The following is a 24,062-nucleotide window of genomic DNA, read 5'->3' as shown; positions in this document are numbered from 1 at the left end:
CGTTGCTGAAAGTATGCCACGGTCGCTGCCAACACCTTCTCCCCGCGTCGATACGGGGAGAAGGTGCCGGCAGGCGGATGAGGGGCAGCGATGACCTCAGAAGTGATCCCCGAAGCCGGCCAATTCGTACTTTCCAATGTCCGGCTTCATGCATCACTGACGCCGGACCTTGCCGCAGCCTTCGATGCCGACGGCTTCGCGCTCGCCGATATCGCTGTCGCCGACGACAAAGTCTCCAGCATTACCGCGCGCGGCCAGTCCAATGCACCGGCAGGCGCCGTCGACCTCGGCGGCCGCATTGTCATGCCGTGTTTCGTCGACTGCCACACGCATATCGACAAGGGCCATATCTGGCCTCGAAAACCCAATTCGGACGGCACCTTCATGGGCGCGCTGAACGCCACCGGCGCCGACCGTGCCGCCCGCTGGAGCGCCGAGGACGTCGCCCGCCGCATGGATTTTTCGCTGCGCTCAGCCTACGCGCACGGCACCAGGGCACTCCGCACCCATCTCGACAGCGTCGCGCCGCAGGAAGAGATCTCCTGGCCGGTGTTCGAGACGATACGGGAGAAATGGCGTGGCCGCATCGAGCTGCAGGCGGCCTGCCTGCTTGGCATCGAAGGCGTGCGCGACAGGAAGTGGTTCGAAAGGCTGGCCAAACGCGTAGCCGCGGCCAACGGCGTGCTCGGCGTCGTCACTTATATGCTGCCGGACCTGGAAGAGCTTCTCGACCAGGTGTTTGCGCAGGCGATCAAGCATGGCCTCGACCTCGATTTCCATGCCGACGAGACCGATGATATCTCGGCGATCTCGCTGAAGAAGATCGCCGAGGCGGCCTTGTGGAACGGTTTTGAGGGAAACATCCTCGTCGGCCACTGCTGCTCGCTGGCACGCCAGCCCGATCTCGACATACTCGACACGCTGGACAAGGTGGCGAAGGCGGGGCTTGCCGTGGTGTCGCTGCCGATGTGCAATCTCTATTTGCAGGACAGGCGTGGCGACAAGACCACGCCGCGCTGGCGCGGCGTGACGCTGCTGCACGAGATGAAGGCGCGCGGCATCTCGGTCGCCGTCGCTTCCGATAACACCCGCGATCCGTTCTACGCCTATGGCGATCTCGACATGCTGGAGGTCTACCGCATGGCGACGCGCATCCTGCATTTCGATCACCCGGTCGGCGATTGGCCACAGGCGGTGACTTCGACGCCGGCCAAGGTGATGCGGCTCGACGGTTTTGGCACGCTTGGGGCCGGCGGCGCTGCCGATTTCGTTCTCTTTAGGGGGCGGAGCTGGACGGAATTGCTGTCGCGGCCCGAATCGGATCGCATCGTCGTGCGCGATGGCCGCGCCATCGAGCGCCAATTGCCCGACTATGCCGAACTCGACGATCTGATGGTGGGATGATGGACCTTTCGGCACTGAAGCGCGACCTCGACGGTCTGAAGATCGACGACCATCCGGCGATCGTCCAGCAGAAGAGCCGCGATTTCTACTGGTACAGCCCGGTGCTGAAGCAACAGCTCGACCATGTGACCGGCGACCTGATCGTAACGCCGAAGACGGAAGACGAGGTGATCCGCGTGCTTGCCGCCTGCCACCGACACGGCGTGCCGGTGACGCCGCGCGGCAGCGGCACCGGCAATTACGGGCAGGCGATGCCGCTGTCCGGCGGCGTCGTGCTCAACCTTGCCGAGATGAATGCGGTGAAGTCGATCGCGCCCGGCCGCGTCGTGACCGGACCCGGCGCCGTCCTCGCCGACATCGACAGGGCGACGCGCGCGCATTCCGGCCAGGAGCTGCGAATGTCGCCATCGACCTACAACACCGCGAGCATAGGCGGGTTCGTTGCCGGCGGATCGGGCGGCGTCGGCTCGATCCGCTGGGGTGGGCTGCGCGACCTCGGCAATGTCATCCGGCTCAGGACCGTGACGATGGAAGCGGAGCCTCGCATCATGGACCTTAGCGGCGAGGAGGTGCTGAAGGTGATGCATGCCTACGGCACCAACGGCATCATCACCGAGGTCGAGATGCCGCTGACCGCTGCTTACGACTGGGTCGATGTCATCGTCGGGTTCGACGATTTCATGGATGCGGCCGGCTTCGGCGACGATCTCGCCATCCAGGACGGCATTCTGGCGAAGCTGATCACGCCGATCGCCGCTCCGATCCCCTACGACTATTTCAAGCGGCACCAGCGGTTTTTCAGGCGCGAGCAAAGCATCGTCGTATGCATGATTGCGCCGCATGCAATGGACGCCTTTGTCGCCCTCACGGCGCGCAGCAAGGGCGAGATCGTCTTCCGCGCCGACAAGGAGGCCGATCTCAAGGGCCTGCCGCCGGCCTATGAGCTGACCTGGAACCACACGACGCTGCGTGCCATCAGGGTCGACCCGACGATTACCTATCTGCAGACCCGCTATCCCTCGCCGGATCACCTGGCTTACGTCAAGGCGATGATCGATCGCTTCGGCGACGAGGTGCCGACACATCTCGAATTCATCCGCTTCGACGGCGCGATCGGCGTGGCCGGACTGCCGTTGGTGCGCTTCACGACGGCCGCGCGGCTCGACGAGATCATCCGCATCCACGAGGACAGTGGCTGCTGGGTCTTCAATCCGCACCGCTACACGCTGGAAGAGGGCGGCATGAAGCAGACGGACGAGGTGCAGCTCGCCTTCAAGCGCGAGACCGATCCGCAAGGGCTGCTCAATCCCGGCAAGATGATCGCCTGGGAAAACCCGGACTACGATTATCGCTCGGGCAAGTCGTTCCTGTTCAAGGGGTTGCAGAAGGCGGGGTGATGAAAATCCTCGTTCTCTACGCCCATCCGGTTGAGACCAGCTTCAATGCCGGTTTGCACAAGGTGATCGTCGAGCGGCTGACGGCCGCTGGTCACGCGGTCGACGACTGCGACCTCTATGCCGAGGATTTCGACCCGCGGCTGACGCGGGCCGAACGGCTCGGCTACCACGACGAGCGCGGCGCCGGTGATCCGGCAGCGCTCTATGTCCAGCGCCTGCTGCGGGCAGAGGCGCTGGTGCTGTCGTTTCCGGTGTGGAACTACGGCTATCCGGCGATCCTGAAAGGCTTTTTCGACCGCGTCTTCCTGCCCGGCGTGTCGTTCAAGCTGGTCAATGGCAAGGTGCAGCCGTCGCTGCACAACATCCACAAGCTAGCGGCGGTCACCACCTATGGCGGCAGCCGGCTGCACGCCATGCTGATGGGCGACCCGCCGCGCAAGCTGGTCAAGCGTGTGTTGCGCGCCGCGGTCAAGCCAGGTGCCTCCGTGTCCTATCTCGCGCATTATTCGATGAACCTGTCGACCGATGAAACGCGGAAGAGATTCACGGCGAAAGTCGCCGCCAGCATGGATGCCTTCTGATGCGGGTCCTGGTGGTTTATTGCCATCCGGTCCCGGGAAGCTTTTGTACCGCGATCCGGGATAGTGCCATCGAGGTGCTGAAGGCGAGGGGCTGAGAGGTGCGGTTGCTCGACCTCTATACGGAAAATTTCGATCCGGTCATGGGCTGCGGCGAGCGACGCTCCTACAATGAGCACGCCCCGCAGGATCCGGCGCTCAAACCGCACATCGACCACCTCAAATGGGCCCAGGCAATCCTCTTCATCTATCCGACATGGTGGTATGGGCTGCCGGCAATGCTGAAGGGCTGGCTCGACCGGGTCTGGGCGACCGACGTCGCCTTCCGGCTGCCGGTGGGCAAGGGGCGGATCCAGTCGCTGATGAGGCACGTGACGAAGATCGGGGTGATCACTACCTGCGGTGCACCGACCTGGTGGAGCGTTGTTGTCGGCCAGCCTGGGCGCAAGACCATTCTGCGCGGCATGCGGGCGCTCTGCGCCACCCGTTGCAGGACGTTCTTCCTGGCTCACTATCTCATGGATGCATCGACGCCGAAGACGAGGGCGGCGTTTCTGGAGAAAGTGCGAACGAAGCTGGAGCGCTTCTGAGCTACATCCGCACCCGTTCCGCCTTCGGATCATACATCGGCTTCAGCGACACTTCCGCGGCGAAGCGCTCGCCGGCGATCTCGATCTCGTACGACGACGACATCACATCCGCCTCGCTTTCGCCCTGGCAAGGCACGTAGCCTAGGCCGATTGCGCCGCCGAGATGATGGCCGTAATTGCCCGAGGTGACCGGGCCAACGATCTTACCGTCGCGCAGGATCGCCTCATTATGGAAGAGCAGCGGCTCAGGGTCTTTCAGGCGGAACTGCACCAGGCGCCGGGCCAATCCGGTCTCTTTTTTTCTCAGCACGGCATCGCGGCCAACGAAATCGCCCTTGGCAGTCTTCACCGCGAAGCCGAGGCCTGCTTCCAGCACATTGTCTTCGTCTGTGATGTCGTGGCCGAAGTGCCGGAAGGCCTTTTCGATGCGGCAGGAATCCAGCGTATGCAGGCCGCAGAGTTTCAGGCCGACATCGGCGCCGACCTCATCGATCGCCTCGAAGACGTGTGCTGCCTGGTCGGTCGAGACATAAAGCTCCCAGCCGAGCTCGCCGACATAGGTAACGCGGTGGGCGCGGGCCAGACCCATGCCGATTTCTACCTCCTGAAACGTCCCGAATGGATTGGTTTCGTTGGAGAAATCATTCGGGCTTACCTCCTGGATCAACTTCCTTGCGTCCGGACCCATCAGGCAGAGCACGGCTTCGGCGGCGGTGACATCGGTGATGACGACGAATTCGTCGGCAAGATGCTTGCGCAGCCATGCGAGGTCGCGCTGCAGCGTCGCGCCGGGCACGACGACGAAGAAGGCCGTTTCCGACAGGCGCGAGACGGTGAGATCGCTCTCGATACCGCCGCGCTGGTTGAGCATCTGGGTGTAGACGATCTTGCCCGGCGCTACGTCCATGTCGTTGGCGCAAAGCTTCTGCAGGAAGGCACAGGCATCGCGGCCCTCTACGCGGATCTTGCCGAATGAGGTCATGTCGAACAGTCCGACGCCGTTTCGGACCGCCAGATGTTCCTCGCGCTGGTTGTCGAACCAGTTCTGCCGTTTCCACGAATAGCGGTATTCGCGCTCCTGGCCGGGCCTGGCGAACCAGTTGGCGCGCTCCCAGCCGGCGACCTCGCCGAACACCGCGCTGCGCGCCTTCAGATGTTCGTGCAGAGGCGAGCGCCTGATGTTCCGCGAGGTCGCCATCTGGCGGTAGGGGAAATGATCGGCATAGAGCAGGCCGAGAGTCTCGGAGACGCGCTCCTTCAGATAACGGCGGTTCTTCTGGAACGGCTGGGCGCGGCGGATATCCACTTCCCAGAGATCGAAGGGCGCTTCGCCGTCGTTGATCCATTGCGCCAGCGCCATGCCGGCGCCGCCGGAAGAAACGATGCCGATCGAATTGTAGCCGGTCGCCATCCAGTAACCGGAGAGCTCCGGCGCCTCTCCGAGATAATAGCGATCATCAGGCGTAAAGCTCTCGGGACCGTTGAAGAAGGTGTGGATGCCGGCGCTGGCCAGCATCGGCATGCGGTTGACGCCCATTTCGAGGATCGGCTCGAAATGCGCGAAATCCTCGGGCAACTGATCGAAGCAGAAATCCTCGCTTATGCCATTCATGCCCCAAGGCTTGGCCACCGGCTCGAAGGCACCGAGCATCATCTTGCCGGCATCTTCCTTGTAGTAGGCGCATTCGTCCGGCACGCGCAGCACCGGCAGGCGGGTCAGGCCGGGGATCGGCTCGGTAACGAGGTAAAAGTGCTCGCAGGCATGCAGCGGGATGGTGACGCCGTTCTGGCGGCCGAGCTCGCGCGCCCACATGCCGGCGCAATTGACGACGACATCGGCTTCGATCATGCCTTGCTCGTCGCCTTGCGTCCAGGAAACGCCGGTAACGCGGCTATCCCTGGTATGGACCTTGGTGACCTTCACGTTCTCGACGATCGTCGCACCGCGCTGACGCGCAGCCTTGGCCAGCGCCATGGCGATATTGGCCGGGTCGCACTGGCCGTCGAGCGGCAGATGCACGGCGCCGACCACATCGGAAATGTTGAGATGCGGGTACATCTGCTTGACTTCATCAGGCGAAATCTCGCGCACGTCGACATCCAACGCGCGGGCGAGAGACGCCTGCCTATAAATCTCGTGCTTGCGCTCCTCGGTCAGCGCCACGGTGATCGAGCCAACCTGGCGCATGCCGGTGCCGACATCGGTCTCGGCTTCCAGCTTGATGTAGAGATCGGCCGAATATTTCGCCAGCCGCGTCATGTTCTGCGAGCCGCGCAGCTGGCCGATCAGGCCGGCGGCGTGCCATGTCGTGCCTGATGTCAGCTGCTTGCGTTCGAGCAGCACGATGTCGGTCCAGCCGAGCTTGGCCAGATGGTAGGCGACCGAACAGCCTGAAACACCGCCGCCGATAATGACAGCCCTTGCTTTGGGAGGAATGGCCTTGGTCGGAATGGCTTTGGGGGGCAGGGCGCTCATGCAGCCTCACGGCGATAGGTGGAAGCAAAGCGGCGCAGGCGAAGGGCTGCTTCCAAAAGTATCGCCTCGGGCTGGCAGAGGCTGACGCGAATATGGCCGGCGGCCGCCGCGCCGAAGCTCGAGCCCGGCATAACCCCGACCTTTTCCTTGTCGAGAAACGCCCAGGCGAATTTCTCGTCGTCCGGCTCGAGAGCCGATATGTCGAGCATGACATACATGCCGCCCTCGGAGCCGCGCACGGTGACGTTGTTCATGCCGCGCATGGCATCGAGAACGACGGTGCGCCGTGCAGCATAGCGTTCGGCAATCTCCTTGACGCCGTAGCCGTTTTCCAGCGCCTCGGCGCAAGCGAGGCTGATGAAGGCCGGCAGGCCGTAGGTCGTCACCAGATTGAGGCTGGTCAGCAGCGAGATCATCTCTTCGGGTCCGGTCAGCCAGCCCATGCGCCAGCCGGTCATGCCGTGGCTCTTCGACATGGAATTGATGACCAGCGTGCGTTGGGCCATGCCGGGCAGCGAGCGCGGCGAGATGTGCTCGCCGCCGCCCAGCGTCCAATAGACCTCGTCCGACAGCAGCCAGAGGTCATGTTCCCTGCAGATCTGCGCCAGCTCTTCCAGCCGCTGGCGCGAATAGACGGCACCCGTCGGATTGTTCGGCGTGTTGATGAGGATGGCGCGCGTGTTCGGCCGAAGCGTGGCGCGAATGTCGGCGGCTCGCGGCTGAAAACCATCCTCGGCAGGTGTCTCGACCACGGTGAAATCGGCGCCCGCTGCACTGAACGTGTTGGGGTAGGTCGCGTAATAGGGCGCGACCACGATGGCATGGTCGCCCTGGTCGAGAACGGCCTGCACCGCCGCGTACAGCGCTGCCTGCCCGCCTGGCGTAGCGATGACCTGGTCGGGGTCGGTCACAATACCGGTGCAGGCGGTCGAGGCGGCCGCCATGGCCTTGCGCAAGCGCGGAATGCCGGGAAGCGGGGTGTAATGGTGGTTGCTGGCGCGAACCGCAGTCACGCAGGCTTCGATCGTTTGCGCCGGCGTGTCGAAATCGTGGTCGCCGACCGACAGCATGATGATGTCCTCGCCGGCTTGCTTGCGTGTCCAGGCGGCGAAATGGACCTCCCAGCCATCCTTGCCGGAAGGCACGATGCCGGAAATGCGCGATGATGGTCTGGGCACTATGCTACTCCCGAAATTTCGTAGCCGGCCTGTTCGAGCCGGTCGCGCAAGGTGGCAATATGGGGCGGTCCGACTTCGCAGCAGCCGCCGACGATGCCGGCGCCGGCCTCGACCCAGCCGACCGCCTGGCCGGCATAGGCATCCGGATCGAGGTCATGGCGGGCGTGCAGCACCTCCACCGTACCGCCATGCTTGAGCGCCTCGACCGAGGTGAAGCCGTTGGCATAGGCGCCGACCAGGCCACCAAGATCGATCAGTTCGGGCAGCGCTGCAGCGATCGCTTCGGGCCGGCAGCAATTGATCAGCCTAGCTGCGACCGGCAGGCCGTCGAGAGCGCTCAACGCAGCCGCAATGGCTTCGCCGCTGCGCAGGCGCGGCGTGCCGTGATCGGCAAGCGTCCACGACACCCACACCGGCTTGCCGCTTTCCGATGCCGCGGTGACAGCCGCGCGCGCCTCCTCGGCAGACGCCATGGTCTCGCACAGGAACAGATCGACGCCGTCAGCCTGCTCGGCAATGATACGGCGGTAGATGTCGAGCGTATCCTGGAACGATATTGTCAGTGCCGGTGCGTAGCTGCCGAACAGGGGAGACAGGCAGCCGGCGATCGCCGCGTCGCCGGCCTGGTCACGGGCTTGCCTTGCGAGCTCGATGCCGCGCTTCTGCAGCGGCTTGAACAACTCTTCCGCGCCCTCGCGCGCCAGCCGCTCGGGCGTTGCGGAATAGGTGTTGATGGTGATGACACGGGCGCCGGCGCGGATGAACTCCGCATGCAGGTCGCGCACCAGGTCCGGTTCGTCGATCAGCACCCTGGCCGACCACAGCGGGGTGGGCTCGGACTTGCTGCGGCGTACCAGTTCCTGGCCCATGCCGCCATCGGTGAGGATAACAGACCTCATGCGCGCAACCTCTCGTTCTTTGGATCCCACAGCGGTTCGTCCTTCTGCACGACCGCCTTGAAGCGCTCGCCGAAGATCTCGACCTCGACCGCGGTTCCCGGCTCAGTGAGGTCGACGCGCAGCATGCCGAGCGCGATTGACTTGTCGATGCGATGACCCCAGCCGCCGGACGTCGTCTCGCCGACAATCCGGCCGTCATTCCACAGCGTCGACATGGAGGGGGCGTCGCAGTCGCCGGGATTTTCGACGACCAGCGTGACAAAGCGCTTCTTCACGCCCTGCTGCTTCTCGTTTTGCAGTGCCGTCTTGCCACGGAAATCCGGCTTGTCCCATTTCACAAAGCGCTCCAGCCCACCCTGCAGGATCGAATAGTCAGTCGACAGGTCGCCTTTCCAGGCGCGGTAACCCTTTTCAAGCCGCAGCGAATCCAGCGCATACATGCCGAAGGGCTTCAAGCCATGCTTTTGCCCGGCCGCCCAGACGGCGTCGAAGACGGCGGCGGTGTCGTCGACCTTGGTGTGGATTTCCCAGCCGAGTTCGCCGGCAAAGGACACACGCACCAGCCTTGCCCAACGGCCGGCGATTGTCGTCTCCTGGTGCGTCAGCCAGGGCAGAGCAAGGTCAGCGGCGCAGACATCGGCGAGGATTTTTCGCGAATTGGGCCCGGCGAGGATTTGCGTGGAATATTCCTCGGTTCGGTCTACCAGCTTGAATGAAGCGTCCTTCGGCATGCGCCATTTCAGCCATTCGAAATCGTGCCACTGCGCCACTGCGGCAGTGATCAGCGTCATCAAGTTCTCGTCGTGGCGCACCACCGACATTTCGGTGACGATGCGGCCCTTGTCGTCGGCAAAGTAGACGAGGCCGATGCGGCCGGGCTTCGGCACCAGCCCGGTGACCTGCTGGCTCAGCCATTCGGCGGCGCCCGGACCGTCGAAATTGAAGCGGGAAAAACCAGGCAGGTCCAAAATGCCGGCGGCATCGCGCACGGCGAGGCATTCTTCGCGGACGCGATGCTGCCAGGGCCCATCGCGGCGGAAGGTCAGCGTCGCGGCTTCCGAAACATCGTCGCCGGCCTGCGCGTACCAGGTGGCGCGCTCCCAGCCATTATAGGCGTCGAAGCAGGCGCCGAGCGCCTTGATGCGATCATGGATCGGCGACAGTTTGCGGTCGCGCCCAGCCGGCCAGGCATGGCGCGGAAACTGGATGGCGTATTCGTTGCCGTAGATTTCCATGCCCTTGGCGACGCAGTAATCCGGGGCCGAGGCAAAGCTGGTGAAGCGGCGCGGATCGCAGGACCACATGTCCCATTCGGTCTGCCCCTCAGTCACCAATTCGGCCAGCACCTTGCCGGCGCCGCCGCCCTGGGCGATGCCGAAGGTGAAGACGCAGGCCTCGAAGGCGTTCGGCACGCCGGGCATCGGGCCGATCAGCGGATTGCCGTCCGGCGCGTAGGGGATCGGGCCGTTGATGACCTTGGACAGGCCGGCGGTGCCGAGAATCGGCACGCGGGCAACGGCATCGGCCAGATAGTCCTCCAGCCGGTCGAGATCGTCGGGGAACAGCTGGAATGAAAAATCGTCTGGCATCGGGTCGTTGTGGCCGACCCAATGCGCACGGCAATTGCGCTCATAGGGGCCGAGATTCATGCCGTTCTTTTCCTGGCGCAGATAATAGGAGGTGTCGACATCGCGCAGCAGCGGCAGTTTCTTGCCTTGCTCCTTCGACCATGCGGCCAGTTCGGGGATTTCCTCGAACAGGATATATTGATGGCTCATCACCATCATCGGCACGTCGCGGCCGAACATCTTGCCGATCTCGGCGGCGCGGTAACCGGCGGCATTGACGACGATCTCGCAGCGGATCTCGCCCTGCGCGGTCTCGACCACCCACTCGTCCTTCTCGCGGCGCACGCCGGTGACTGGACAGAACCGGATGATCTTCGCACCCATGTCGCGGGCGCCCTTGGCCAGCGCCTGGGTCAGCTGCGCCGGATCGATATCGCCGTCGCTCGGATCGTAGAGCGCGCCCTTCAACTCATGCGTTTCGATGAACGGGTAGCGGCGCTTGATCTCGTCGAGCCCGACCACATCGATGTCCATGCCCTGATAGCGGCCCATGCCCTTGGCGCGCTGGAACTCCTGCATGCGCTCCTGCGTATGGGCAAGACGCAGCGAGCCGGTGACATGATAGTTCATGGGATAGTCGACTTCGTCGGCCAGCCCGCGATAAAGCTCCGTCGAATAGCGCTGCATGTTCATCAGCGACCACGACGAGGAGAAGGTCGGCACGTTGCCGGCTGCATGCCAGGTCGAGCCGGAGGTGAGCTCGCTCTTTTCCAGGAGCACGCAGTCGGTCCAGCCCGCCTTGGCGAGATGGTAGAGCGAGGAGGCGCCGACGACACCGCCTCCGATGATCACCACACGTGCCGTGGTCGGCAAACCGGCCATGCTCTTCTCCAAACCTCTAGTAAACAGGCGGCGAAACCACCCAGATGACTACCGCTGGCTCCGCTCCAGGATTGCGCCAGCGGAACGGCTTGCCGTCGAAGCGAAAGGAGTCGCCTTCGCCAAGCCGATGCCAGACGCCTGATATCTCGATGTCGAAGCTGCCGGAAGCGACATATCCGGCTTCCTCCGTCGGCCGGCGCGCCTCGGTCTTCAACTCCGCACCCGGCGCGAAGACCGAACGCAGCATCTCGAAGCTACCGCCGAGATCGGGCGAAAGAAGCTCCTCCACCAGGCCGGAATCGCTTGTGCCAAGCGTGCGGCGGCTGCCGGCGCGCACGACCACGCCGCGCTCGTTCTCGACGGGCACGTCGTGGCTGAAGAACAGGCTGACCGGCACGCCGAACAATTCCGCGAAGGCTCTGAGATCGCTGAGCGATGGTATCGACAGGCCGCGTTCGACCTGACTGACCCAGCCGACGGAGCGGCTGAGCTTCAGGCCGATCTCGACAAGCGTCAGCCCGCGCGCCCTACGCAGCGCCCTGATATCGCCGGCCAGCAGCCGTTCGCGGTTTTCCTGCTCCGATCTGACGGCGGTTGAGGGCAAAGCCATGGTGAAAATTTCTCTGGTGAAAATTTGGGGCAAATTTCATGAGAGATCAGGATCGTGAAAAAATCAAGAGGATTTTCATGAGGCCACAAGATTTGCTTGCACCGTTTCGGCGGTTCAGGCAAAGGCTCGGCCACGAACGGCGAGTGAGGGCGCCCGGTCGAGGCTTGCGATAGAGCGCCACGCGTCAAATTGGACCCGTAGTGGTGCTCTCTCATTTTCTGGACGGCGCATGATCCTTTCCGGAATCGATTCCGGTTTCCGGGTCACGCGCAAAGGGACGCCCATGCTGGAAAACAGGACTACAATTACAGATGGTGCAGCGATCGTAGACGAGGCGATCACGTCGCGCCGTTCGGTGCGCGCCTTTCTGCCCGATATGGTCGACGATGAGACGATCCGCGCCATTCTCTCGGTTGCCGCGCGCGCGCCTTCGGGCACCAACATGCAGCCCTGGCGGGTCTACGTCACCAAGGGCGAGGTCAAGCAGCGGATCACCGACGCCATCCTCAACTCCGGCATCCGCGCCGAAAAGGCCGAGTGGGATGAGTATCGCTACTATCCCGACCAGTTCTTCGAACCGTATCTCACCCGGCGGCGGGCCAACGGCTTCGGCCTCTACAGCGTGCTCGGCATCGGCCGGCGCGAAGTGGACAGGATGCGAGCGCAGCACGACCGCAACTTCGTCTTCTTCGATGCGCCGGTCGGCATGATCTTCACCGTCGACCGGCGGCTGAACAAGGGGTCGTGGATCGACTACGGCATGTTCCTGCAGAACATCATGGTGGCGGCGCGGGGCAGGGGCCTGCATACCTGCCCGCAGGCGGCCTTTGCACCCTATCACAAGCAGATCAGGCCGGTGCTCAACATTCCCGACGAGGAGATCGTCGTCTGCGGCATGGCGCTCGGCCGTGAGGACACATCCAAGCCCGAAAACGAGTTCCGCACCGACCGTGCGCCGCTGCAAGAGTGGGTGACGTTCGCCACGTGAGGCAACGATACGCCGTCTCGGTCTACTGTACCTCGTAACCGACTTCCTCGCTGGCATGGCAGAGCGCCTTCCAGAACGAGCGCGCAAACGAGCGGAATACATAGATGTCGAACTGGTCGGCGCCGGTGCGCTGGATCTGGGCGAAGACGTCATGATGCATGGTCGAGCGGCCGGCACCGACCGGGAACGCCGGCAGCGCGAAGTCGATGGCGAAGAATTTCGCCAGCACCCATTCGGCCTTCGGTCCGGCGATGCGGATCGCGGTGCGGCCGTGCGACAGGTCGGTCACCGTGCCGATCGCCGGGGTGACGACATTGGCAAAGGCCGATGCCAGGCCTTCTGCCTCATCGACCACAGTGAATTTTCCAGGCGCAAAGCCGAACACCGACCTCACGCCGTCGGTGCTGCCAGCGCCGGCGCCATCGGGCAGTGCAAGGCCGGTAACGGTGCGGATACCTGATATCAACTCCTTCTCCTGGCCCGGCCAGGCAACGAGCTGCAGGATCGATCCCGGCCTGGTTTCGGAGAGGATGACCTCGATGCCGTGTTCGAAATCGCCGTGCGAGCCGGTGCGCAGTTCCGGCTCAAGTGGAGCCGGCTCAAGCGGTGATTGGCGCTCAACCATGCATGCGGCTCCCGTCCGGATCAAAGAAGTGGTTGGAGACGATCTCGACCGGGCCGAACCGATTGCGCAGCGGATCGGAGATATGGGCGCGCGTGCCGCGCCGTGCCTTGCCGTCCTTGACCAAAGCGAGCGCGATGTACTTGCCGAGCGCCGGCGAATAGCAGCAAGCGGTGATGTGGCCGATGGAATCGTGCGGATTGGCTTCGTCAAGCGCCTCGACGATATGCGCGCCGCCGTTGAGCGGCTGGTTGTCCAGCGAAATCAGCCCGACGAGTTCCAGACGGCCGGGCGCGATCAAGCCCTCGCGATCCATCATCGCCGAGCCGATGAAGGGCTTCTTCTTGGACAGCATCCAGTCGAGATGCAGGTCGCGCGCCGTGGTGCGGCCGTCAATCTCGGCGCCGGTGACGTGGCCTTTCTCGATGCGCATCGTTCCCAGCGCCTCAAGCCCGTAAGTCACCAGTCCGAACGGCTTGCCGGCTTCGATCAACGCTTCCCAGACATGGGTACCGTAGCCGGCGCCGGAGTAAACCTCGAAGGCCATTTCGCCGGAGAAGGAAAGCCGGCAAATCATCACCGGCACGCCCGATATCTTGCCGTGCACGATGCCCATGAAAGGCAGGGCGGCGTTGTCGACGGCAGTGCCGGTGACGCAAGCGGCAAGAATGGCTCGCGCCTTTGGCCCGCCGATCGCCGCACCCGCCCATTCGTCGGTCACCGAAGTGACATGGACCATCAGCTCCGGCCAGATGACGTCGAGGAAATACTCCAGATGCTGCATCACCTTGCCGGCATTGGCCGTGGTGGTGGTCATCAAGAAGTCCTGTTGGCCGAGCCGCCATGTCGTGCCGTCGTCGAAGGCGAGGCCGTCCTCGCGCAGCATCAGCCCGTAGCGAGCCTTGCCGACGGCCAGCGTCGAAAACATGTTGGTGTAAACCCGGTCGAGGAATTCCGCGGCGTCCGGGCCCTGCACGGCGATCTTGCCCAGCGTCGAGACATCGACGATGCCGGCGCTCTCGCGCGTCGCCCTGGCTTCGCGCACATAGGCCTGCTCGATCGTCTCCCCTGAAAGCCCGCAGATCATCGGGCGATACCAGAGGCCGGCCGAATACATGGTCGCGCCGTTGGCGACGTGCCAATCATGCATCGGCGTCAGCCGCTCGGGCCTCAGGTCGCCGAACCGTTCCGCGGCCAGCGAGCCGATCGACACGGCCGAAAAAGGGGGACGAAAACGGGTCGTACCGACTTCGGGGATCGGCTTGCCCAACGCTTCGGCCATGATGGCTAGACCGGCTATGTTGGAGCTCTTGCCCTGGTCGGTCGCCATGCCGAGCGTGGTGTAACGCTTCAGATGCTCGACCGAGATGAAGCCTTCGCGATGCGCAAGCCGCACATCCTCCGCCGTCACGTCGTGCTGGAAATCGACGAAGCTTTTTCCGTCGGCCCTGATCTCGAACACCGGCGCCGGATCGGGATCGCCGGGTGCGGCTTCGACGACCGGCAAGGCCGCTGGCGTGCCCGTTCCACCCGCCGCGGAAAGGCCGGCGGCGCGGCCTTCGGCGATTGCCTCGGCGGTGGAAAAGCTGCCGGTGAAGGCGCCGGCGCCAATCCATCGCTGCGTCGCCTTCGGTGGCAGGAAGGCCTGCCGGGCGGCATTCCATTCCGCCTTGGCGCCGGCCTGACTGGCCAGATGGATGGTCGGCGACCAGCCTCCCGACATCAGCAGGCAGTCGACTTGAATGCTGCGCGGATCGCCGGCAAGCGCGCCGTTGACCATGTCGAAGCGCTGCACCTTGAGGCCGGACAGCGCCTTGCCGCCTTCGGTGGCGACCACGGCGTGACCAGCAAGGCTCTTGGCCTCCGCTTCATCGGCGAGCTCGCGCATCTCGCTCGAAAGCTCCGGCCGGACGTCGATGATGGCGACGATCGCCGCACCGGCTTTCTTCAGCGCAAGGGCGGAGCGATAGGCGCTGTCATTGTTGGTGAAGAGCGCAATCTTGTTGCCCGGCAGCACGCCGTACTCGTCGGCGTAGCGCTCTGCGGCATGCGCCAGCATCACACCCGGCCGGTCGTTGCCCGGAAACACCAGCGGCCGCTCGAAGGAGCCGGTGGCCAGCACCACCGATTTGGCGCGGATGGTCCAGTAGCGATGGCGCGGTTCGCCCTTGCCGGGCCTCTCCTTATGATCGGTGACCCGTTCGAGCGCGGCGAGCGTGTTGCCATCGTAGTAGCCCCAGACCGTGGTGCGCGGCAGCAGGCGGATATTGTCATAGCCTTCGAGCTGGCCGGCGGCTCGCGCTGCCCAATCGGCGGCCGGCATGCCGTCGATCGTCTCGCCCGACCAATTGGCCGAGCCGCCGAAATGCGGTTCGAGCTCGCTGAGGATGACACGCGCGCCCTGATCGGCCGCTGCCCTGGCGGCCATCAGTCCGGCCGGACCGGAGCCGACCACCAGCACATCGCAGAAGGCGTTCATCCGCTCATAACGTGCCGTGTCGGCAGCGGTCCCGGCGCGGCCGAGACCGGCGGCGCGGCGGATGAAATGCTCGCAGAACATCCAGAAACGCGTGCTCTTCAGCGGGCCGATCGCTGGTCCCATGAAAGTCTTGTAATAGAAGCCGGCGGACAGAAGCTTGCCGCCGAGCTGGTTGGCGGCGCTGACATCCCAGGCCAGCGATGGAAAGCGGTTCTGGCTGACAGCAGTCAGCCCGTCATAGATCTCGACCATGGTCGCGGCGATGTTGGGCTCTCGAACCTCGCCCCGCAGCACCGTCACCAGGGCATTCGGCTCCTCGACGCCTGATGTCAGCACGCCGCGCGGGCGGTGATATTTGAACGAGCGCCCGAACAGTGTGACGCCATTGGCCAGCAGCGCTGAGGCAAGCGTGTCGCCGGCATGGCCGGTGTAGGGCGCGCCGTCGAAGGTGAACCGGATGGTTCGCAGCCGGTCGATCCGGCCGCCGGCATCGGTGCGACGCGGGCTCATATCTTGCCCTCCGCCTTGTGCCGAGCCGCGCCTTTGTGCTCGCCGCGCGTGAAGGCGACGCTGGAGATCTCGTGTGTCAGCGTGTTGCGCACGACCCTGAGATGGGCGCGGCAGCCGCCGGAATGCTGCCAGATCTCGTTGTGGTCACCCGCCGGGTTCAACCTGTTGTAGACATAGGCGTTCCAGGCATCGAGGTCCTGCGAGGCAGGCTGAGGGCGCTCGCGGTTGCCGTCACCCTGATAGGTGAACTCGATGACGTCGCGCGGGCCGCAATAGGGGCAGGTGATGAGCATCGAGTTCCTACCTAATGCAGCCGCGGCGTCGCGCCCTGGCCCTTGTCGTCGATCATCAAGCCGCGATGGAAGCGATCTAGCGTGAAGGGCGCGTTGAAGTCGTGCGGTTCATCCTTGGCGATGGTCCAGGCAAAGCACCAGCCGGAGGCCGGCGTCGCCTTGAAGCCGCCGTAGCACCAGCCGCAATTGAGATACATGCCCGGCAGCGGACCGGTGGTGATGATCGGCGAACCGTCCATCGACATGTCGCAGACGCCGCCCCAGGAGCGCAGCATGCGGACGCGGGCGAGACCCGGAAATAGCGCCAGCATCTCGCTCATCACCTCATCGACAACAGGCAAACTGCCGCGCTGGGCGTAGCTGTTGTAGCCGTCGAGGTCGCCGCCGTAGACAAGGCCGCCCTTGTCCGACTGCGACATGTAGAAATGGCCCATGCCGAAGGTCAGGACGGTATCGATGAACGGCTTCAGCGACTCCGTCACGAAGGCCTGCAGCACATGGCTCTCGATTGGCATCGTATCGATGCCGGCGAGCCGCATGACTTGCCCGGTGCTGCCGGCCACCGCGACCGCCACCTTTTTGGCGCGGATCTCGCCGCGCGAGGTCGCGACGCCGATGATGCGGTCGCCGTCGCGCAGGAATCCGGTGACCTCGCAGTTTTCGATAATGTCGACGCCACGGCGGTCGGCACCGCGCGCATAGCCCCAGGCGACGGCATCGTGACGGGCGGTGCCGGCGCGCCGCTGCATCAGGCCGCCGACGATTGGGAAGCGCGCTGTGGCGGTGACGTCCAGCGCCGGCACCACGCGCGCGATCTCGGCCGTGGTCATCAGTTCGGCGTCGACGCCGAGATGGCGCATGGCGTTGCCGCGGCGGGCAAAATCGTCGAGCTGGGCGGGTGTGTGCGCGAGGTTGAGGCAGCCGCGCTGCGAGAACATGACGTTATAGTTGAGGTCGTGCGACAGGTTCTCCCACAGCTTCATCGAATGTTCGTAGAAGCGCGTGTTGGCAGGCAGCAAGTAGTTGGATCGGACGGCCGTCGTGTTGCGGCCGACATTGCCGGAGCCGAGCCAGCCTTTCTCCAGCACCGCGACATTGGTGATGCCGTGCTCCTTGGCGAGATAATAGGCAGTCGACAGGCCATGGCCGCCGCCGCCGATGACGATCACGTCATAGGACGCCTTCGGGGCCGGCTTGCGCCAGGCCGGTTTCCAGTCCTTGTTGCCGGTCAGCGCGTTTTTGAGAAGCGAGAAGGCCGAATATTCCGCCATTCTTTTTGTTATCCGTTCTGGCTTTTTTGTCGTCCGTTTTGGGCGATGCGGCACACTATAGAGCAGGCCGCTACCGCAAAGCCAATATTGCGCCATCGCTTTTCGACTGGCCGACGCCGAGATCGACGAGCAGAGCGGGACGGCTTGCTCCCCGGTATGAGCGTCTTTATCAAGGACGAGCTTTAGAACGCCTTGCCGCCTGTGAGTCGCCAAACGATCATGCTTTTCCGACTGCTCCGCTTCGTTCTGGTCCTGGCGATCGTTGCCTCGGCGCCGCTGTCGTTTGATGCGGCGGCGCAGGGGCTTGACCAGGCTGCCTCCGGGGTGGTCGCCGACCAGCAGAAAATCCTGCAGGACCTGACGACGAGGACCGACAATCTCGAAAAGAAAATCCAGGAGGACGGTGACGACGACGCCAGCCTTGTCGATATCCGCCTGCAGCTCGAGGAAATGTCACGAGGTGCGCTGAACAGTGCGCTTGCCTTCCGCCCGCGCCTTTCGGAGATCAACGCAAGGCTCGATCAGCTCGGGGCGCCGCCGGCCGCGGGCCAGCCGCCCGAACCCGAGATCGTGACCAGCGAACGCCAGGCGCTGGCGTCCGAAAAGGCCGAGATCAATGCTGTCATCGCCGCGGCGCAAAATCTGTCGATCCGTATCAGCGGCCTCATCGACAGGATCGCAAACATGCGCAGCGAGCTGTTTCGCAATCTGCTCACCAAGCGCTACGTGCTATCCGATGCGTTGAGCCCTAAGGTCATTTCCGATGCCAACGATGAATATGCCGGCTTCTACAAGGCGGTGTCGTCCTGGCTGACCTTCGCCTTCAAGTTCAAGTTCCAGGCCGTGCTGGCCGCGACCTTGACGGCACTTTCCCTGGCGGCGGTGCTTTTTGTCGGTGGGCGGCGCCTGTTCGGGCGCGTCTTCGAAGCTGACCCTTCCGTCGAAGATCCCTCCTATCTCAGCCGGCTGTCGGTGGCGTTCTGGTCGACATTGCTGCCGACGCTGGCGGTTGGCGTCTTCCTGGTCTCGACCGTCTTCTTTTTCAACTACTACAATGTATTGCGCGGCGACATTGGCGTTTTCCTGAATGCGCTGGTCGCGGTCATCGCGGTCGTGTTCTGCGTCAACCGGCTGGCCAATGCGGCGCTGGAGCCGCGGCTGCCGAACTGGCGGCTCATACCCGTTGAAACGGGTCCGGCCCGCTGGCTGGTGCGGCTGACGACCGCGATGGCGGTGGTGATCGGGGTCAACAATTTCCTGTCGGTCGTCAACGACAAGATGGGCTCACCGCTGTCGCTGACCATCGCCAGAAGTTTTGTCGCCACCATTATCGTCGGCGTCATCCTGATCCTGATGGGGCTGCTGAAACCGTTCAAGGCCGCCGACGGAAGCTGGCGTCCCTGGCCGATGTGGCTGCGCTACACGGCCGTCGCGCTCGGCGCTTTCACCATCGCCACGGCGTTGCTCGGCTATATCGGCCTCGCCATCTTCGTCTCGCTGCAGGTCGTGGTCACCGGAACCATTCTGGTCACCGCCTATATCGGCTTCCTGTCGGCGCGGGCGATCAGCGAGGAGGGCGGCTTTGCCAACACGTCGATCGGGCGCTGGCTATCGACCAATTCCAGTTATGAGGAGTCCGCGCTCGACCAGCTCGGCCTGGTCGTCAGCGTCGCCATCAACCTGATGATCGTGCTCGTATTCCTGCCGCTGATCCTGTTGATGTGGGGCTTCCAGCCCGGCGACATCCAAGCCTGGGGCTACAAGCTGGCGACGGGCCTCACCATCGGCTCGGTGACGATCTCGGTGACCGGAATCCTGAGCGGCATCGTTGTCTTCATCATCGGCTATTTCCTGACGCGCTGGTTCCAGGGCTGGCTCGACGGCTCGGTGATGGCGCGCGGCAAGGTCGATACCGGCGTGCGCAACTCGATCCGGCTGGCGGTCGGCTATGCCGGCGTCGCGCTCGCAGCACTCGTCGGCGTCTCGGCGGCGGGTATCGATCTCTCCAATCTGGCGCTTGTCGCCGGCGCCCTGTCCCTCGGTATCGGCTTTGGCCTGCAGAATGTCGTCTCCAACTTCGTCTCCGGTCTGATCCTTTTGGCCGAGCGGCCGTTCAAGGTCGGCGACTGGATCGTCGCCGGTGACATCAGCGGCACGGTCAAGAAGATCAGTGTTCGCGCTACCGAGATCGAGACGTTCCAGCGGCAGTCGGTGATCCTGCCCAATTCAAACCTGATCAACAATGCCGTCGGCAACTGGACGCACCGCAACAAGCTCGGTCGCATCGACATCAAGGTCGGCGTCGCCTACGGCAGCGACGTAAAACAGGCCCATGCTGCGCTCTTGGAGATTGCGCGCGGCCATCCGCTGGTGCTGAAGAATCCCGAACCCTTCGTGCTGTTCACCAATTTCGGGCCGGCCGCTCTCGAATTCGAAATCCGCGTGTTCCTGGCCGACGTGATGAACGGCAACGTCGTGCAGAACGACATCCGGTTTGCCGTCCTCGATGTGTTCGCCGACCAACATATCGAAATTCCATCGGCGCCGCGCGCCGTCGTCGAGACCAAGAAGCATGAGGCGTGGCCGATCGATGACGACAAGATCGAAGTCGATTTCGCCGAACAGGAGCAAGCGAAGGCGGAAGCCGTGGCCGAGGCGAAACGCCTGGCTAGATCCGGGCGTAAGGTCCGCAAGCCGGATCCCGATTAGGATCTATCAAGATTCAGCTGATGCCGGCTCTCGGCACAGCGAAAAGCAATTGCGGCATGAATGCGGCATTCAGTTGCCGTTCAGCTTGCATCTCATATAAGCTCACATGCAAAGGGCGAGAATGCCTTGCGAAATGCAACAGAGGCGGTGGAAACACCGATACTGCAAATGTGGAAGTCTCTCGTCGCCGCCATCGCTTTTCTTGCCGTGGACGGTTCAGCCTTCGCCGCCAGCGCGACCAATAAGGACGCCGAGACCCGCACACTGGTCGTGACCGAAGGCGGTGGCAAGACGGAGCTGGCGCTGGCCGCCGGCGAAACCGCGGAATTCTGCCCGACCGGCTGTTTCGTTACCATGCCGAATGGCGACCTCGAGGCGCTGACCGGTTCGGAAACGATCGAAATCTCGGGTGGCGTCGCCCGCATCAAGTAACCGCGCCAAGCAACGTTGACGACTTGTTTTCGAAGGCCGGGCAACTGCCCGGCCTTTTACCGTTTCGGGTCATCGAAACTTAACGATGAAGGGGAAATACCGTCACGCAAACCAAGCCAGGCTGGGCGTTTTAACGTTCGCTGCGCTGTTCCCCGATATATCGGGCCGAAGACGCCTAAGCACGGCGCGGGTTTTGGATCGGCGCATGATCCTTTCCGAAAAATCGGTTTTCGGGGTCAAGCGCTTTTAGGCAGGGCAACGGAAAATGGACGCGCGGTCGGACAGGAACGCAATTCCGCTTGCGGTCGATCTCGACGGCACGCTGATCGCGACGGACCTGTTGTGGGAAGGCCTGTTCATCCTTCTCAAGAAGAATCCGCTCTATATTTTCCTCGTGCCGTTCTGGCTCGCCGGCGGGCCGGCGCGGTTGAAGCAGGCCATCGCTCGGCGCATCGACATCGATCCCGCGTCGTTGCCTTACCGCGAGGCGCTGCTTCAGCGCCTTCGCACCGAACATGGCGGAAGGCCGCCAGATCGTGCTGGCGACCGGTACGCCGCGCAAATTCGCCGAGGCGATCGCCGCACATCTCGGGATATTCGATCGCGTCCTAGCGACCGACGGCCCCCACAACATGAGTTCAGGCAGAAAGCGCGCTTCGCTTGTCGCCGCCTATGGCGATGGCGGCTTCGACTATGCAGGCAACAGCCGGCACGACCTTAGGGTATTCGACGCCGCTCGCACGGCGATCGTCGTCGCGCCCGACCGTCATGCCGCGCGCTGGCAGGCCGCGCACGATGCCGAAATGATGCCGGCGCCGCAGCCGACTTTCAGAACCATCGTCAAGATGTTGCGCGTTCATCAGTGGCTGAAGAACTCGCTGATTGCGGTGCCGATGGTGCTGTCGCACGAATACTTCAACGCCGACATGATCTGGAAATGCTTGCTGGCATTCGTATCGTTCAGCGCAGTCGCTTCCGCCATCTACATCCTCAATGATTTCTTCGATCTCGCGCTCGACCGCAAACACCTGGCCAAGCGCAACCGGCCATTCGCCAGCGGCGCGCTGTCGATCCCGTTCGGCCTCGGTTCCATGATGGTGCTGCTGGCAATAGGCGTTGGTGCAGGGCTTCTGCTGCCGATCGAATTCCTCGGCGTGCTCGGCGGCTACATAGTCATCACCACCGCCTATTCGCTGTCGTTCAAGCGCATGCTGCTGATCGACGTGCTGACGCTGGCCGGTTTGTACACGATCCGCGTTCTGGCGGGCGCCGCGGCGACCGGCGTCGACGTCTCGTTCTGGCTGCTGGCCTTCTCGATCTTCTTTTTCCTGTCGCTGGCGCTGGTGAAGCGTTTCGTCGAGCTGCGCACGACCGCCATTTCGGCCGGCGAACGCATTGGCGGCCGCGGCTACCGCACCGAAGACCAGGAGATCGTTGCCCAGGCGGGCATGGCCTCGGCCTTTTCCTCGGCGCTGGTGCTGGCGCTCTATATGGACAGCGTTGCGGTGCGCGAACTCTATCCCCACCCGTGGCTGGTCTGGCCGCTGGCCCCGATCGTGCTTTACTTGACCATACGCGTTTGGATCCTCGCCCGCCGCGACGAGATGCACGACGATCCGGTCGTCTTCATCATCCGCGACTGGCGCAGTCAGATCGTGGTGCTCATCGGTGCCGTGTTTCTGGTCGCCGGAGGCTGGTAGGCGTGGCGAAGGAGCGATTCCAAAGCTTCGGCCTTGCCACGCCGCCGGCACTCGATGTGATCCCGGCGGACGAGGCTATTGCGCTGCTGAAGAGCGGCAAGACGACAAGAAACGCCTTGCTCGCCTATGGCAATGGCCGCTCCTACGGCGATTCCTGCCAGAATGGGGCCGGCACGGTCGTCGATATGCGGCCGCTGGACAGGATTCTTGCCTTCAATGCCGAGACCGGCGTGATCGAGGCCGAGGCCGGCGTTCTTCTGTCCGAAATCATCGCCCATGCAGCGCAATACGGCTTCTTTCCGGCGGTCGTTCCGGGCACACAGTTCGTCACGCTCGGCGGCGCCATCGCCAATGATGTTCACGGCAAGAACCATCACCGGCGCGGGACCTTCGGCCGCCATGTCGAATCCTTCATGCTGCTCAGATCGGACGGACAGGCCCATTACTGCTCGGCCACCGACAATGAACGCCTGTTTGCGGCGACGATCAGCGGCATGGGGCTGACCGGACTGATCCTGTCCGCATCGATCCGGCTGATGCGGGTGCCATCGCTCGATATCGTCGAGAAGGCGACGCCGTTCCGCGACCTCGGCGAATTCTTCGAGCTTGCGGAAGCGGCCGACCAGGCCAACGAATACGTCGTCGCCTGGATCGACCAGCTTGCCGGCTGCCACGGCCGCGGGCGCGGGTTGCTGTTCACCGGCAATCACGCCGAGCATGGCTCCCATGTGGCCTTGCGTGCCGGCGGAAATCTTTCGGTGCCGTTCCAGCCGCCGTTCAACGTGCTCAACCGGCCGTTCCTGACTGCCTTCAATGCCGCCTACCGGTGGAAGAAAGGCCGGTCCACGGCGCCGCGCCAGGTCGGCTACCAGGGTTTTTTCTTTCCGCTCGACGGCGTCGGTAACTGGAACCGGCTCTACGGACCGAACGGGCTTTTCCAGCATCAGAGCGTGGTGCCGGAAGAGGCCGCGCGCCGGGCCGTGCCGGCGCTGCTTGCGGCGGCAAAGCGGGCGGGGCAGGGCTCGTTCCTCACGGTTCTGAAGCGCTTCGGCTCGATTTGCTCGCCGGCACTGCTGTCGTTCCCACGACCGGGTTTCACGCTGACGCTGGATTTTCCCAACCGTGGCCGGGCGACGCTGGCGCTGCTGAAGGAGCTCGACCAGATCACAGTCGAGGCCGGTGGCGCAGTCAATCCTTACAAGGACGCTCGCATGGGCGTCGACGTTTTCGCCGCTTCCTTTCCGGAATGGCAAAGCCTCGAAGCCATCCGCGACCCCGCCTTCATGTCGAGTTTCTGGGGGCGGACGGCAAAAAAACTCGAAGCTCGGCACGAAACCGCCGAAGCCGCAGAATAGATAAATTAGAATAGGTCGTGGTTAGCGGATCGATAAGGCCAATATTTGCGTAGAACGTTTTGTGCTTCACGAAATGTTTGCAGGTTTGTAATAGAACGGCTGAAGGGTTGGCGTAAGGAAC

16 protein-coding genes and 2 pseudogenes are annotated in these 24,062 nt (G+C 63.5%); 9 read left to right on the top strand and 9 right to left on the bottom strand.

Annotated elements, in window-relative coordinates; genetic code table 11:
* The first annotated feature begins 90 nt into the window (after positions 1 to 90).
* The 4 genes and pseudogenes from NKH36_RS03550 to NKH36_RS03535 all read left to right on the top strand — a co-directional run bounded on the left by NKH36_RS03550 (position 91) and on the right by NKH36_RS03535 (position 3,969).
* Entirely contained in the window at positions 91 to 1,404 is a 1,314-nt protein-coding gene (locus tag NKH36_RS03550) for a cytosine deaminase (RefSeq protein WP_502911953.1), read from the top strand.
* Positions 1,401 to 2,801, top strand: a complete 1,401-nt coding sequence (locus NKH36_RS03545) for an FAD-binding oxidoreductase (protein WP_502911952.1) — start codon at positions 1,401 to 1,403, stop codon at positions 2,799 to 2,801. The genes NKH36_RS03550 and NKH36_RS03545 overlap by 4 nt, the downstream gene beginning before the upstream one ends.
* On the top strand, positions 2,801 to 3,382 hold the full coding sequence (locus tag NKH36_RS03540; RefSeq protein WP_352960085.1) for an NAD(P)H-dependent oxidoreductase: 582 nt from the start codon (positions 2,801 to 2,803) through the stop codon (positions 3,380 to 3,382). Before NKH36_RS03545 ends, NKH36_RS03540 begins: the two co-directional genes overlap by 1 nt.
* Positions 3,382 to 3,969 (top strand): annotated as a pseudogene (locus tag NKH36_RS03535) (NAD(P)H-dependent oxidoreductase). The gene NKH36_RS03540 and the pseudogene NKH36_RS03535 overlap by 1 nt, the downstream one beginning before the upstream one ends.
* Position 3,970: 1 nt before the next feature.
* Here the strand turns inward: NKH36_RS03535 and NKH36_RS03530 are convergent.
* From NKH36_RS03530 to NKH36_RS03510, 5 genes are read right to left on the bottom strand one after another with little or no spacing between them, the layout of a single operon-like run.
* Positions 3,971 to 6,445 (bottom strand): GcvT family protein, encoded by a 2,475-nt coding sequence (locus NKH36_RS03530; protein WP_352960083.1) that lies wholly within the window; start codon positions 6,443 to 6,445, stop codon positions 3,971 to 3,973.
* Positions 6,442 to 7,623 (bottom strand): pyridoxal phosphate-dependent aminotransferase, encoded by a 1,182-nt coding sequence (locus NKH36_RS03525; protein ID WP_352960081.1) that lies wholly within the window; start codon positions 7,621 to 7,623, stop codon positions 6,442 to 6,444. Before NKH36_RS03525 ends, NKH36_RS03530 begins: the two co-directional genes overlap by 4 nt.
* Positions 7,623 to 8,522 carry a homocysteine S-methyltransferase family protein gene (locus tag NKH36_RS03520; RefSeq protein WP_352960079.1) on the bottom strand — a complete coding sequence of 300 codons (900 nt, stop codon included), beginning with the start codon at positions 8,520 to 8,522 and terminating at the stop codon, positions 7,623 to 7,625. Before NKH36_RS03520 ends, NKH36_RS03525 begins: the two co-directional genes overlap by 1 nt.
* The gene (locus tag NKH36_RS03515) at positions 8,519 to 10,972 is read right to left on the bottom strand and encodes a GcvT family protein (protein WP_352960077.1); all 2,454 of its coding nucleotides are present in this window, start codon (positions 10,970 to 10,972) and stop codon (positions 8,519 to 8,521) included. The genes NKH36_RS03520 and NKH36_RS03515 overlap by 4 nt, the downstream gene beginning before the upstream one ends.
* Positions 10,973 to 10,988: 16 nt before the next feature.
* A complete protein-coding gene (locus NKH36_RS03510) occupies positions 10,989 to 11,582 on the bottom strand; it encodes a helix-turn-helix domain-containing protein (RefSeq protein WP_352960075.1) in 594 nt (197 codons plus the stop codon).
* Between the two features lie 283 nt (positions 11,583 to 11,865).
* Here NKH36_RS03510 and NKH36_RS03505 point away from each other — a divergent pair, with 283 nt between their 5' ends.
* On the top strand, positions 11,866 to 12,570 hold the full coding sequence (locus tag NKH36_RS03505; RefSeq protein WP_352960631.1) for a nitroreductase: 705 nt from the start codon (positions 11,866 to 11,868) through the stop codon (positions 12,568 to 12,570).
* A 22-nt stretch (positions 12,571 to 12,592) separates the two neighbouring features.
* Here the strand turns inward: NKH36_RS03505 and NKH36_RS03500 are convergent, their stop codons facing one another.
* The 4 genes from NKH36_RS03500 to NKH36_RS03485 are packed head-to-tail and all read right to left on the bottom strand — an operon-like array spanning position 12,593 to position 17,745.
* Positions 12,593 to 13,195, bottom strand: a complete 603-nt coding sequence (locus NKH36_RS03500; protein WP_352960073.1) for a sarcosine oxidase subunit gamma — start codon at positions 13,193 to 13,195, stop codon at positions 12,593 to 12,595.
* Positions 13,188 to 16,181 (bottom strand): sarcosine oxidase subunit alpha, encoded by a 2,994-nt coding sequence (locus tag NKH36_RS03495; protein WP_352960071.1) that lies wholly within the window; start codon positions 16,179 to 16,181, stop codon positions 13,188 to 13,190. The genes NKH36_RS03500 and NKH36_RS03495 overlap by 8 nt, the downstream gene beginning before the upstream one ends.
* The gene (locus tag NKH36_RS03490) at positions 16,178 to 16,474 is read right to left on the bottom strand and encodes a sarcosine oxidase subunit delta (RefSeq protein ID WP_352960069.1); all 297 of its coding nucleotides are present in this window, start codon (positions 16,472 to 16,474) and stop codon (positions 16,178 to 16,180) included. The genes NKH36_RS03495 and NKH36_RS03490 overlap by 4 nt, the downstream gene beginning before the upstream one ends.
* Positions 16,475 to 16,485: 11 nt before the next feature.
* A complete protein-coding gene (locus tag NKH36_RS03485; protein ID WP_352960067.1) occupies positions 16,486 to 17,745 on the bottom strand; it encodes a sarcosine oxidase subunit beta in 1,260 nt (419 codons plus the stop codon).
* Positions 17,746 to 17,964: 219 nt separating this feature from the next.
* Between NKH36_RS03485 and NKH36_RS03480 the strand changes: the two genes are divergently transcribed.
* The 4 genes and pseudogenes from NKH36_RS03480 to NKH36_RS03465 all read left to right on the top strand — a co-directional run bounded on the left by NKH36_RS03480 (position 17,965) and on the right by NKH36_RS03465 (position 23,941).
* Positions 17,965 to 20,454: a mechanosensitive ion channel domain-containing protein gene (locus tag NKH36_RS03480; RefSeq protein ID WP_352960066.1), complete on the top strand. Its 2,490-nt coding sequence runs from the start codon at positions 17,965 to 17,967 to the stop codon at positions 20,452 to 20,454.
* Between the two features lie 168 nt (positions 20,455 to 20,622).
* Positions 20,623 to 20,886 (top strand): hypothetical protein, encoded by a 264-nt coding sequence (locus NKH36_RS03475; RefSeq protein ID WP_352960064.1) that lies wholly within the window; start codon positions 20,623 to 20,625, stop codon positions 20,884 to 20,886.
* Between the two features lie 265 nt (positions 20,887 to 21,151).
* Positions 21,152 to 22,586, top strand: a pseudogene (locus NKH36_RS03470) (UbiA family prenyltransferase).
* Between the two features lie 2 nt (positions 22,587 to 22,588).
* Complete coding sequence (locus NKH36_RS03465; protein WP_352960062.1) at positions 22,589 to 23,941, top strand: FAD-binding oxidoreductase; 1,353 nt, start codon at positions 22,589 to 22,591, stop codon at positions 23,939 to 23,941.
* Positions 23,942 to 24,062 lie beyond the last annotated feature (121 nt).

Source organism: Mesorhizobium sp. M1312 (assembly GCF_040318115.1).
Lineage (GTDB): Bacteria > Pseudomonadota > Alphaproteobacteria > Rhizobiales > Rhizobiaceae > Mesorhizobium.
The sequence above is the reverse complement of the archived record's forward strand: the minus strand, read 5'-3'. Positions and strand labels throughout refer to the sequence as shown.